General features: G+C 49.0%; 10 protein-coding genes. 7 read left to right on the top strand and 3 right to left on the bottom strand.

Annotated elements, in window-relative coordinates; translation table 11 throughout:
* Positions 1 to 1,203, top strand: a 1,203-nt coding sequence (locus tag VB741_RS25070; protein WP_323367959.1) for an ISNCY family transposase, incomplete at its 5' end; no start/stop codon positions are given.
* A gap of 340 nt (positions 1,204 to 1,543) precedes the next feature.
* Here VB741_RS25070 and VB741_RS25065 read toward each other — a convergent pair.
* Complete coding sequence (locus tag VB741_RS25065) at positions 1,544 to 2,059, bottom strand: MerR family transcriptional regulator (protein WP_323367958.1); 516 nt, start codon at positions 2,057 to 2,059, stop codon at positions 1,544 to 1,546.
* 178 nt (positions 2,060 to 2,237) lie between these two features.
* Between VB741_RS25065 and VB741_RS25060 the strand changes: the two genes are divergently transcribed.
* Positions 2,238 to 5,372, top strand: a complete 3,135-nt coding sequence (locus VB741_RS25060) for an HsdM family class I SAM-dependent methyltransferase (RefSeq protein WP_323367957.1) — start codon at positions 2,238 to 2,240, stop codon at positions 5,370 to 5,372.
* Between the two features lies 1 nt (position 5,373).
* On the top strand, positions 5,374 to 6,165 hold the full coding sequence (locus VB741_RS25055; RefSeq protein WP_323367956.1) for a hypothetical protein: 792 nt from the start codon (positions 5,374 to 5,376) through the stop codon (positions 6,163 to 6,165).
* 186 nt (positions 6,166 to 6,351) lie between these two features.
* Here the strand turns inward: VB741_RS25055 and VB741_RS25050 are convergent, their stop codons facing one another.
* Complete coding sequence (locus tag VB741_RS25050) at positions 6,352 to 7,263, bottom strand: methylenetetrahydrofolate reductase (protein WP_323367955.1); 912 nt, start codon at positions 7,261 to 7,263, stop codon at positions 6,352 to 6,354.
* A gap of 89 nt (positions 7,264 to 7,352) precedes the next feature.
* Positions 7,353 to 8,363 carry a tryptophan--tRNA ligase gene (gene trpS, locus VB741_RS25045; RefSeq protein WP_323367954.1) on the bottom strand — a complete coding sequence of 337 codons (1,011 nt, stop codon included), beginning with the start codon at positions 8,361 to 8,363 and terminating at the stop codon, positions 7,353 to 7,355.
* A 174-nt stretch (positions 8,364 to 8,537) separates the two neighbouring features.
* Between trpS and VB741_RS25040 the strand changes: the two genes are divergently transcribed.
* The 4 genes from VB741_RS25040 to trmFO all read left to right on the top strand — a co-directional run bounded on the left by VB741_RS25040 (position 8,538) and on the right by trmFO (position 12,420).
* On the top strand, positions 8,538 to 8,930 hold the full coding sequence (locus VB741_RS25040; RefSeq protein WP_323367953.1) for a 6-pyruvoyl trahydropterin synthase family protein: 393 nt from the start codon (positions 8,538 to 8,540) through the stop codon (positions 8,928 to 8,930).
* Entirely contained in the window at positions 8,927 to 9,595 is a 669-nt protein-coding gene (locus VB741_RS25035; protein ID WP_323367952.1) for a 7-carboxy-7-deazaguanine synthase QueE, read from the top strand. The genes VB741_RS25040 and VB741_RS25035 overlap by 4 nt, the downstream gene beginning before the upstream one ends.
* A 125-nt stretch (positions 9,596 to 9,720) precedes the next feature.
* A complete protein-coding gene (queC, locus tag VB741_RS25030) occupies positions 9,721 to 10,392 on the top strand; it encodes a 7-cyano-7-deazaguanine synthase QueC (RefSeq protein WP_323367951.1) in 672 nt (223 codons plus the stop codon).
* A 636-nt stretch (positions 10,393 to 11,028) separates the two neighbouring features.
* A complete protein-coding gene (gene trmFO / locus VB741_RS25025) occupies positions 11,029 to 12,420 on the top strand; it encodes an FADH(2)-oxidizing methylenetetrahydrofolate--tRNA-(uracil(54)-C(5))-methyltransferase TrmFO (RefSeq protein ID WP_323367950.1) in 1,392 nt (463 codons plus the stop codon).
* Positions 12,421 to 12,652 lie beyond the last annotated feature (232 nt).

The raw sequence follows: 12,652 nt of genomic DNA, 5'->3' as shown, positions 1-12,652 counted from the left end.
TCATGTTTTTTCATGCAAAGTGAATCATTTTTAGACTACCAGCGACAGCTCAATAGTCGCAGCGGTCGAGACAACGCTCAGAGCCTATTTGGGCTAGAGAACATACCGAGTGTGGAGCAGATTCGTAACATCCTTGACCGGATAGCGGCGCAAGGTCTGTCTAGGGTGTTCGTCAGCATTTACCAAGCGCTTCAAGCACAGGGGTACTTACAAGCCTTCGAGCTGTTGGACGGGAACTTGTTGGTGGCGCTGGACGGGACGGAATACTACAGTTCTCAAAAGGTTAGCTGCCCGTGTTGCTCAACGCGCACCTCCCGTGACGGGCAAGTGACCTACAGCCACAAAGCCCTATTGCCGGTGATCGTTGCACCGAGTCAAACGGCGGTGATTTCTTTGTCACCAGCCCTTATCACCCCTCAAGACGGTCACAACAAGCAAGACTGCGAGCAAACGGCCGCAAAACGCTGGGTCAATTCAGCGAGAGACATATTGGGTGAGCAGGCTGTGACCTTGCTTGGCGATGATCTTTTCAGTCGTCAGCCGATGTGTGAGGCGTCCTTGGCCAAAAGCTTCAACTTTATCTTTGTGTGCCTACCGACATCGCATCCTGCACTCTACGACTGGATAGCGTTCAATGAAGCCAATGGGCATGTCCAGACGCTTGAACAAGCGCAGCAAAACGGCAAGACCGATGAGATTTGGCAACTGCGATACCTCAATGATGTGCCGTTACGCTCAGAGAAACCTACCTTATCCGTCAACTGGTGTGAGCTGACGGTGACGCGCAAATCCGATGGCAAAGTCCTCTATCTCAACAGTTGGATTACCAATCACCATCTGACTGAGCAACGAGTCACTGAGGTGGCTGCCGCCGGTCGCTGCCGGTGGAAGACTGAAAACGAGAATCACAATGTGCTCAAAACCAAGGGCTATCATCTCGAACATAACTTTGGCCATGGTAAAGCACATCTATCGGCCTTTTTATTGACGCTTAACCTGCTAGCTTTTTTGTTTCATACGGTGCTGCATTTAGCCGACGAACGCTATCAACAAATTCGGCAGCAGCGCGGCACCCGCAAAGGCTTCTTTCAAGATATCTTGGCGCTCACAAAGTATTTGTGGTTTGAGAGCTGGTCAGCGTTGATTGAGTTCATGCTTGATGAGAAGAAGAAATCGGCCAAGAAAATGAGGAATACCTCTTAACCACGTTCTTCAGTGGTTGACACTCAGCTATTCTCCACTGTTTTTGATGTCTGTATCTTGGAATTTGGAATTGCTGGTACGATATGTTATTAGACATCTGGTCTGTCTCCCAATGCATAGTCGTCTCCTCGTCTCCTCGTTTAATCCCCGTCTCCCCATAAACCGCGCTGCACCGGAACATATCAAAATGGCTGGTTGAGTTGCAAGGGTTGCCTGCGTCCGGTGAGCGCGACCGTTATGCCGCCTAAGCCATCGGTGAGGACAGTGCCCCAAAATTGCTTGCTAGCATCCAGAGTTACGTTACTGTCAAGCAAGCAATGTTAAATTCGTCACACCATGTTCAACTAGCTTGAGTGTATTGTGCCTTTGCTCTTTGCTTGAAACTCTCAAAATCAACAGTTTCTGATTCCTTAGCAGCTTTCCAGACTTCATTCACAATCTCAGTAAGAGCAGGAATAACCAGTAAAGTATACTGTCCTACACCTTTTCCTTGCGAACCTGATACCTTCACAGCAGATGGCATTTTCTCTGGGAAATCTTGCCAGTCCAGTCGAATCCAGAAGACTTCATCGTCAATGACAATGAGTTGCTTATTTCTTAAGCTGTCATCAAATCCACTCTCGTTGAGAAAATTAACAACTCGGCGAACCGTCTGAAGCGAAATTTCCTGCCTCAGATGTTTAATTGCACGAATCTCCAAGACCTGTTCCCATGTATACACGACCGTGGGTTTGCGGGACTTTCCAATTCGCTGAGGAATAATAAGCCCCGTCTTCTCAAGGTATTGGAGACGATTAGACGTAGTCTCTGTGAGGGCTAGGGTTTCCGTCCTAGTAAAGCCGTCTATTATAGCCATGCGGTTGCGTCAGTATGACGTATTACTTTTCAATGGTTTAAGAATACGTTTGTTCAGTTATCATTTCTAGTGTAATATTATATCGTAGGATCATGCCTGTGATCTTTTGAAATAGCCGAAAGGTAAATGGTAGCTTGGGAAGCTGAGTTACTCTTACAGCGCATCGTGTGTGTTGGATATGTCGCAGACTGGACTTCTGGAAATAGCCCATGACAATCTATATTGGCCATCTCCTGACCAGATCTGGGAACCTAGTGGAGCTGGTGCAAAGTTCTATGCAGAATTAGCCAGCAAAAAAATAGGACAGAATCTGAGGCGGGAATGTTCTGATGCTGATGGAGTAAAAGTCGGCATACTCGCAGCTAATCCAGGTGGAACTGATACAGAAGCACCAATCGCGATCGTCTGTGAATTTCCCAGACCTGTATCTGCTGAGACAATTAGAGAGACTTACAGGCTGGCATGGAGCTTTAGCCGATCGCGATCGCTAATTACATTGGAGCCTAACCTATTAAGGGTTTGGTCATGCTGTGTCGATCCTGAAGACCCAAGATCTGATGATCCAATTACTGAAGCTACTTCAGCTTCTCTTTCTGAACAGGCGGCTGATGCGCTTCAATGGGTCGAGTTAGTTTCTGGTCAGTTTTTTCAAGACAACAGTGACCGATTTAAGAAAAGTGGGTCTGCCGACCAAATGCTGTTGAGTAACCTTAAAGAGGTTCGCCGTCAGCTTTATGAAGCCGGGTTGCATGACTATGCAACAATTCACGACCTATTAGCCAGGATTATTTTTATTCAGTTTTTGTTTCAAAAGAGAGACTCTGAAGGTGATCCTGCTCTTAATGAAAGGATATTGCGAGGTCTTTATACAGATGGAATTTTATCAAAAGTCTATCAAGCGTTATCTGAACTACTTGAAAACTTTGACGACACCTATCAGCTATTTCGCTGGTTAAATGTCAAGTTTAATGGTGATCTATTTCCTGGTAAAGGGGAAAGGGAAGAAGATCGAGAAGCTGAATGGCAGTCCGAAATTAACAAAGTTCAGACTGAGGATAATCGGTATTTAAATATTCTTGCTCAATTTGTTCAGGGTGATCTGGAGATGCAGAGTGGACAACTGTCACTCTGGAAATATTATTCTTTTGACGTAATCCCGCTTGATTTTATTAGTAGCATCTATGAGGAATTCGTCAGTAAAAAACCAGGTAAAGGCGTTCATTACACTCCTGAACACGTTGTAGATTTTGTCCTAGATGGTGTTCTCCCTTGGAATGGGGAAGATTGGGATTTAAAGATTCTTGATCCTTGTTGTGGCTCAGGAATTTTCTTAGTTAAAGCATTTCAGCGATTAATTTATAGATGGGAAAAGGCTTACAACCAGAAAATCAATTCTGAAACTTTAAGATATTTACTTGAGAATAACTTGTTTGGTATTGATGTTGATGAAGAAGCTGTTAGAGTCGCCTCTTTCAGTTTTTATCTAACAATGCTGGATAGCATTGATCCTTTAAACTATTGGGAGAATGCAAGATTTCCAATATTGCGAAATCGACGCTTAATCTCTGCTGATTTTTTCGCAGAAGATGTAGAAGGATTTCGCACTGAGTTAGACGCAGGAATTTATGATTTAGTCATTGGTAATGCTCCCTGGGGAAAGAACTCTACTAGGCTTTCAACCCATGCAAATATTTGGGAGAGCAAAACTTGGAGTAGTGGAAAGTGGAAAGCTCCTTATGGAAACATTGGTCTTCTCTTTCTACCAAAAGCTGCTGCCCTAACTAAACTAAATGGGCAAGTTGTAATGATGCAGCCTGCAATGCCCATGCTATTTAATCAAAGCCAGCCAGCCAAGGACTTTCGCAATCAGCTTTTTTCCAAATATAAGTTTGAGGAAATAGTTAATTTATCTGCATTGAGATTCGGACTCTTTAAAGACGCTATTTCACCAACCTGTGTCATCACATTTTCCGTCACCCTTCCAGATGATGAACCCTTAATTTACATTTGCCCCAAGCCTTCACTAACAGGTGAGGATGACTATCGTGTGGTAATCGAACCGCAGGATATCAATTCAATTTACAGAGATGAAGTTGAATCAATTCCTTTTGTTTGGACAACTTTAATGTGGGGAGGAAGGCGAGATCTTTCTTTGATGAATAAACTGTCTCAATACAAGAATTTTGAGCAATTGGTAAAAAAAGAAGTTGCAAAAGTTCGTCAAGGTATAGTCCGTGGAAATAGAGGAAGAAATCAATCCATAATTCTAAACAGAAGGATACTTGATTCAAAGCGATTCCCTGATGCAACATTTCTTTCCCTTGACGCTAGAGAATTGCCTATAAATGATGATCCGACAACAGATTCTAAAGCCTCAACTGATTTTTCTGCTTTTCAAGCGCCTCAACTGATTGTAAAGCAAGGTTGGCAAGCGGCTACTGGGAGATTTCAAGCAGCTATTGTTAGACCCGCTTCTTCAAATGATCAAGGAATTGTATGTTCCAAAAGCTATGTTAATATTCATGTTTCAGAAGATAATATTTCGCTTCTAGAATCTGCATGTCTTAGCTATAACAGCAAGTTAGCTGTTTATTTCCTTTTTCTTACCAGTGGTCGATTTGCCTCATTTATACCCGAAGCGAATCCAGAAGATATTCTTCGAGTACCTATCCCAGAACTAGAAGCTAGCTTGTTATCTAATATCAATAGATTTGAAGATGTTGATGAGAGAGTTCGCCAAGCCTTTTTGTTTAAAGATAGCGAATGGGTTCTGATTGAAGATACTCTTGACTATACTTTGTCTGACTTTAAAGGGAATAACGCCTCACCAGGAAAGCTGGCAACTCAACGCGATAATGAGACAGAGCTTACTGGTTATTGTAAATACTTCCTGCAAGTTATCAAAGCTGGTTTTGGCGTAGATAAACAACCTTGTGCAACTATATTTCAGGAGCCAGAGGGATCTCGCCTGCCCGTCCGTTTGGTAGCAATTCAGTTAAATAGCTCTACTTCTGAGGAGATTCGGGTAGAACGAATAGATTCTCATGCTCTATTAGAAAGACTCAAGAGACTAAATGAACTATTCATAGCTCAAGAAGATTCTAGTGAAGGAGGAATCTTCTATCAACGTGTTGCCAGGATCTACGACTCCTTTTCCTCCAATGGAGTGCCGACAATTTACCTAATTAAGCCTGATAGATTACGCTACTGGACTCGATCTTCGGCACTTCGAGATGCTGACGAAGTCTCTGCCGACATAATGCTAGGGCGTGCAGATCTAAGTGCAAATTTGGAAACCTTACCCCTTGCTTAGTATGACCAGAAGAGGACGTAGAACAATATCAGAAGCAAGGTGGCCTGATGCGCCTGATTTTGTTGAACTGGCTCAGAAGTGGCGGAGCGATGCGATCACAGTTCTCTTAAATCTTATTTGGCAAGGCTACGATCTTTATCAAGAGGGCGTTTTATCGAAAGTTGACTTGTCGCAAGCGGATGATCAACTGGAGCGAGACATTACACAAAGTCTCTCTATTTATATCGATACAGCAAGATCAGGGTTTGAACCCTTCATACTTAGGACGGAATGGTTTGAAAATGAGCAGCGAAAGCCATCGCCAGCACGCCAAAAGCAATACGATTTGGCCTTTATCTGGTCTAGCCCCCCCAATATCAGAATAGTCTGGCCGTTGGAAGCCAAAGTTCTACATTCAGATGGTTCAGTATCTGAGTATGCCAAAGAAATTACAGACAACTACCTCACTTGTCGATATGCGCCATTCTCTAGCGAAGCAGGGATGCTTGCTTATCTCCTCAAAGGCAGTTCTAAAAGGGCATTTGATAATATTGCAAAATCTGTCCCATGTCTGTTGACTGATCATATAGATTTTCAGAATCGTGACCACAAAACCTCAGACCATCAACGCATAGTCCCAGCAGGTGAAAGTTATCCCAGAAACTTCCGCTGTCATCATCTAATTTTTAAAATTCTTGAGAAGCAATCGACAGAAAAGGTAACTACAAGAAGACTATCCACGAAACAGATCGCTAAGAAAACAACCAAGGAGAAGGCAAGTACGGAAAAGAGTGTTGAGCATAACCTGGATTAGCCTTAGCTCATTGGGTTTAGTTGGTAGTAAGAGGTGGTTGTATGTAATTGCGACGGCAGCATAACAAATCGTTGCAGCGGCGGAATGAAAGTTATTGGTTGAATGCCAAGGTTGCCAGCCGCCGCTGAACTCAGCCGTTTGAAAATATACTCTTCAGCCAGAAAATCTTCGATAACTTTGCGATTTTCAGTCCACCCGTACAACCCCGGCCCGGTCTAAAATTTCTGGAATCAGATCCTCACGTCGGATGGCCATGATGTGTACTCCTTGGCAGAGGGTTTTGGCCAGTTTGATCTGTTCTGCAGCAATGGTAATGCCTTCCTGTAGAGGGTCCTCTGCATTAGCTAGACGGTTGATGATATCGTCCGGGATGTGGACTCCGGGCACATTGCGGTTGAGAAAAGCGGCATTTTTGGCGGACTTAAGCAGGAATATACCTGCCAGAATGGGCTTTTGGGCCGGGGCAGCAATTTGGGTGATAAATTTTTCGAGACGATCAAAGTCGGAAATCAGCTGGCTCTGGAAAAATTGAGCTCCAGCTTCGACTTTGCGCTCAAATCGCGTTTGGAGCCCTGACCAACTGGCCGACTGAGGATCGACGGCGGCTCCGGCAAAGATATTGAGAGGACCATCGGGCAGTTTTTTGTCGTTTAGGTCAATCCCCTGGTTCAGGGTAGCAATGGTGCGCAGCAGGCGCACAGATTCTAGGTCAAAGACGCCTCGGGCCTTGGGGTAATCGCCTGCTTTGACGGGGTCGCCAGTGAGAGCCAACACATTCCGGATGCCGAGGGCGTGGGCTCCCATTAGGTCTGCCTGAAGGGCAATGCGGTTGCGATCGCGACACGCCATCTGGCAAATCGGCTCTATCCCCACCTGCTTGAGCAATACCGCCGAGGCTAGGGAAGACATCCGCAGCACCGCCCGACTCCCGTCGGTAATATTGACGCCATGCACCCGGCCCCGTAGCTGTTTGGCCATGTCGATCATGTGGCTGGGGTCACCGCCCTTAGGGGGCATCACCTCCGCCGTAATGATGAATTGGTGGGTTGCGATCGCAGATTGCAACAAAGAAGGAACCGAATGGCAGCCGTTAGACATGGGCATCGAACAAAAAGATTAAAATTTAAGCATTAAGCAGGATATTTCCCCGAGCCCCCTGGTCCATGGTAGAAGACAACGGCTCCGCACTACAGCGGTCTGGAATAGCCTAGGGCATCCTTTACCTTTGTGAGGGTTGTGTTTGCGATCGCGCTAGCCTTCTCGTTTCCTTGTTTCAGCACCGATTCCAGATACCCCCGATCATCCATCAGGGCCTGATATTTTTCCTGAATGGGTGCCAAAGCAGCAATGGCCGTATCCGTCAGCAACGGCTTAAACTGCCCCCAGCCCATATCCGCACATTCCGCCACCACCGCCTCTTTCTCCTGGCCCGACAGCAGCATATACAGCGTCAGCAGGTTATTACACTCAGGCCGCTCAGGATTGCCAAACTCCAGTCCCCGCATGGGGTCAGTTTTACACTTTTTAATCTTCTTTTTAATCAGGTCCGGTGTATCCCCAATCTCAATTCGGCTCAGTTCAGAAGGGTCCGACTTCGACATTTTCTTAGTGCCATCCGTCAGGCTCATCACCCTAGCCCCATCGGCCCGAATCAACGCATCGGGCACCTTCAGCACCGGCTCCTTTGGCTTACCAAACTGGTGATTCAGCCGCACCGCAATATCGCGGGTCAGTTCAATATGCTGTTTCTGGTCCTCACCCACCGGTACCAAATCCGGCTCATAGAGCAAAATGTCCGCCGACTGCAACACCGGATAATCCAGCAGCCCCACGCTGACGTTCTCCCCCTGTTTCAACGCCTTCTCCTTAAACTGAATCATCCGCTCCAACCAGTTCAACGGGGTGATGCAGTTCAACAACCAGGCCAGCTCACTATGGGCACTGATATGGGACTGGACAAACACCGTAGAGCGCTCCGGATCAATACCACAGGCCAAATAGGCCGCCGCCACCTTATAGGTGTTCTCCGCCAGCAGCTGAGGATCGTGGGGCACCGTAATGGCATGTAAATCAGCCAAAAATAAGAAACACTCATATTCATCCTGCATCCCCACCCAGTTGCGAATCGCCCCAAGATAGTTGCCCAGGTGCAAATTGCCTGTAGTTTGAATGCCTGAAAGAATACGCTTTTGAGTCATGGATGGGAGGCGGGGGAATGGTGGATGGGTAATGGGTAACGCCTTGGGCTACCCCAGAAAACCAGGGGACCCATGGGACGACGTCTTCTGAAAGATTTTATAAGACCGTCGGAGTTTCTGGGGGTTCGATTCGTGAACTATCATGGAAAACTGCCAATTTGTTTTCCTGCACCCATGGCTAAGTGGACCCTCAAAACAGAATTTACCTTTGACGCCGCCCATTTTATTCAGGACTATGCCGGTCCCTGTGGGCGCATGCACGGCCACACCTATCGGGTGCGCATGGAGGCCGCAGCCCCCAAACTCCACAGTTCTGAGTATTGCCCCCATGAGGTAATGGTGACGGATTTTCGTACCCTGCGCTGGGCCAAGCGGGATGTGGAAAAGGGCGGCCTGGATCATTGTGTGCTCAATGATGTGATGCCCGAGGGCTATGAAACCACGGCGGAAATGATCGCCAAGTATATCTACGATAAGACCTGCCAAGACTTGCCCAGCGGCGTCACATTAAAGGTTTGCGTATCGGAAACACCGGATTCTTGGGTCGAATACGAGGAAGACGCATGACGTCCATCGACCCCCGTAGGGTGGGCACGGCCCACCATCTCCGTCCCCAGAGCCCCCCGACCTTGACCATAAAGGCATTACCCATTGTCGAAACCTTTCATTCGGTGCAAGGTGAAGGCCTATGGACTGGAGTTAGTGCCTTTTTTATTCGCCTGGCCGGTTGCGATGTGGGCTGTCCCTGGTGCGACACCAAAATTTCCTGGAGCACTAAGCCCCACGGCGAGGTGGCCATTACCGACTTAGTCCAGCAAGCCCAAGCGGCCCAACCCTTCATGGTGGTGATTACCGGTGGGGAGCCCCTCATGCATGACCTGACGCCCCTCACCCAGGCGCTAAAGCAGGCGGGCCTGCGTCTGCATCTAGAAACCTCCGGTGCCCATCCCTTTAGCGGTGAGTTTGACTGGGTTTCCCTATCACCGAAACGGTTTAAGCCACCCCAGCCTGAAATCTATACCCAGGCTGACGAACTCAAGGTGGTGATTGCCCATGGCGAGGACTTAACCTGGGCCGCAGCCCAAGCCGAGCGTGTGTCGGCTGCCACAGTGAAGCTGCTACAGCCAGAATGGTCCAGCGCTCAAAGTCAGCAACTGGTCTTTGACTATGTGAAGCAGCATCCAGACTGGCGGATCAGTTTGCAAACCCACAAATTTTTGGGAGTTAGGTAAATGTCATCCCCAATCCAAATTTGTCAAACCCGATTAAAAATAGACAATCCTGTAGGGGCAGGTTTTGTGCCTGCCCTGCAATACCTGATGCCAGTAAGCAAGATTTTGTATTGGGTCGGTATGTGATGAAAAAAGCAGTTGTCTTACTATCCGGCGGCCTAGACTCCACCACTACGGCAGCCCAGGCCATGGCCGATGGCTATGACTTACTGGCCCTGTCCTTTCGCTATGGCCAACGCCACGAACGGGAGTTGCTAGCAGCTCAGACCATGGTGAACTATCTGGGGATCCAGCAGCATTTTGTGGTGGATGTCAATTTGTCCCAATGGGGGGGCTCCTCCCTCACCGATCAGGCCCAGCCTCTACCCCAGGATGGCATTGAAACTGATGTGATTCCCTCCACCTATGTGCCAGGGCGCAATACGGTGTTTATTTCCCTAGCCCTATCGTTGGCCGAAGCCCAGGGAGCAGAGGCGATTTACCTGGGCATTAATGCGGTGGATTATTCCGGCTATCCCGACTGTCGACCTGAGTATCTAGAGGCGTTTCAGACGCTAGCCAGGTTGTCGTCAAAGGTGGGGGTGGAGGGCAAACCCATTGAGCTAAAAGCACCGCTGGTGATGGATTCTAAGGTGGATATTGTGAAACGGGCGGTGGCGTTAAATGTGCCGATTCCCCAAACCTGGTCCTGTTACGCAGGGGGAGATACGCCCTGTGGGCGATGCGATTCCTGCCGCATTCGCGATCAGGCATTGATCGAAGCGGGATATCCCCAATGGGCCGTAGGCTGCGGTTGAGCCAGCGCAACCCAACATGCTGAATAAATGTGTTGCATGACGTGGATTCTGAATCCAATATAATTGCCCATGCACCAAGGATAGCAATGAGTACAAATGCAAAAAACAGCTTCTAAACCAAGTCCAGGTTGAGAACCCTAGTTCTGGCCCACCCTACAGGAAGCAAGCTACACCCCCAACCCCTCTCCCAGAGAGCGTTCACCCCCCGTCTCCTCTCCCGAGGGGAGCCGCATCAAAGTCCCTCTCCCCTCGGGAGAGGGATTTAGGGTGAGGGAACGCGAGAATAATTTAGGGTAAAGCAAACTCCACGTTTCGAACTAGACAAGGTTTAGCATTCCTCGATGATGAAATTCAAAAGGAAAAATCCACTAAGTTACAGGCCTGGTTGACGGCCAAAAATCTATGGCCCACCCTGTGGCAAGCAAGCGACACCCCCAACCCCTGTCTCGGAGGGGGGGAGCTGACCTACCCTTCCGGTTCCTTCTCCCCTCGGGCAAGGGCTTTCAGGGACCTGGCTAACAAGTTTTGTCAGTCAATCAGGTTACAGGCCATCGAGCATAACGATTATCTTATTGAATTTGTTGGGTTTCCTTCCTCGACGCCAACTTACAATAAAAATCCTGCATTATTTTTGCTATGACCGATTCCCCCACCAAACCTATCCACGTTATTGGCGGCGGACTGGCTGGCACCGAAGCCACCTGGCAAATCGCCCAAGCCGGTATCCCGGTGATTCTCCACGAAATGCGTCCGGTGAAGCTGAGCCCCGCCCACCATTCGGAACATGTGGCGGAACTAGTGTGTAGCAACTCCTTTGGGGCCATGGGCACAGACCGGGCGTCAGGGCTGCTCCATGAAGAACTGCGACAGCTGGGGTCGGTGGTGATTGGCAAAGCCAATGAACATGCCGTACCAGCAGGGGGAGCCCTAGCGGTGGACCGGGCGGTGTTTAGCCGGGACCTAACGGAAACCCTAGAGCGGCATCCGCTGATTGAACTGCGGCGAGAGGAAATCACCAAAATCCCCACCGACAGTACCGTGGTGCTCACCACCGGCCCCCTCACCAGCGATGCCCTGGCAGCGGATCTGCGCCAGTTCACCGGCCAGGACTACATGAGCTTTTTTGATGCCGCAAGCCCCATCGTCGTCGGGGAGTCCATCAACCAAGAGGTGGCCTTTATGGCCTCCCGCTATGACCGGGGGGAGGCGGCCTATCTCAACTGCCCCATGGATAAGGAACAGTATTTAGCCTTTTGGACGGCCCTGTGTTCGGCGGAGCAGGCGGAGCTAAAGGACTTTGAACAGGAAACGGCAAAGTTCTTTGAGGCCTGTTTACCCATTGAAGAAATGGGTCGCCGGGGGGAGGACACCATGCGCTATGGCCCCTTGAAACCTGTGGGCCTGTTTGATACGGAACGCTATGGGGCCTTTGATGCGCCGGAAAATAGGGGCAAACGGCCCTATGCGGTGGTGCAGCTACGCCAGGAGGATAAGGGCGGTCAGCTCTGGAACATGGTGGGGTTTCAGACCAACCTGCGCTGGGGGGAGCAAAAGCGGGTGTTTCGCATGATTCCGGGCTTAGAGCAGGCGGAGTTTGTGCGTATGGGGGTAATGCACCGCAATACGTTTATTAATTCGCCGGAGCTACTGAGCAGTGCTCTGCAGTTTCATCAGCGACCGGACCTATTTGCGGCGGGGCAGCTGGTCGGTACCGAAGGGTATACGGCGGCCTGTGCTGGAGGATGGCTAGCGGGCACCAATGCGGCCCGGTCCGTGCTGGGGTTGCCCCTGGTGTCCCTGCCGGTGACCACCATGATGGGGGCTCTGTTTGGCTTTATTAGCTCGGCAGAACCAAAGCATTTTCAACCGATGCCGCCGAATTTTGGGATTTTTCCGGCCTTGCCAGAACGGATTCGCAATAAGCGGGAACGGTATGGAAAATATCGCGATCGCAGCTTTGCCGATCTCCACACCTGGGCCGTAACCAACCATATCACCATCAAACAACCGGCCCTCGCCACCGCCTAGGAGGTTGGGCAATGCCCACCAAACAGAGCCATGCATCAAAACCGCTTCATTCTGTTGTTTTGTAAAGATTCAGGGGGTCAGTCTCCTTCAGGGATCAATGAAGGAGCAGGAGAACCATGTCGAGAGGCTTTTAACGCATCGGTCAGGAAGTCAAAGATCGAGCGTTTCTGAGCCTTTAAGCTGGTAACGGTGGTCATCATACGTGCGACAAACTGACTGCCAGCATGGCTGT

Source organism: Leptothoe sp. PORK10 BA2, assembly GCF_034932105.1.
Lineage (GTDB): Bacteria > Cyanobacteriota > Cyanobacteriia > Phormidesmidales > Phormidesmidaceae > Leptothoe.
This window is presented reverse-complemented; position numbering and strand designations above follow the sequence as displayed.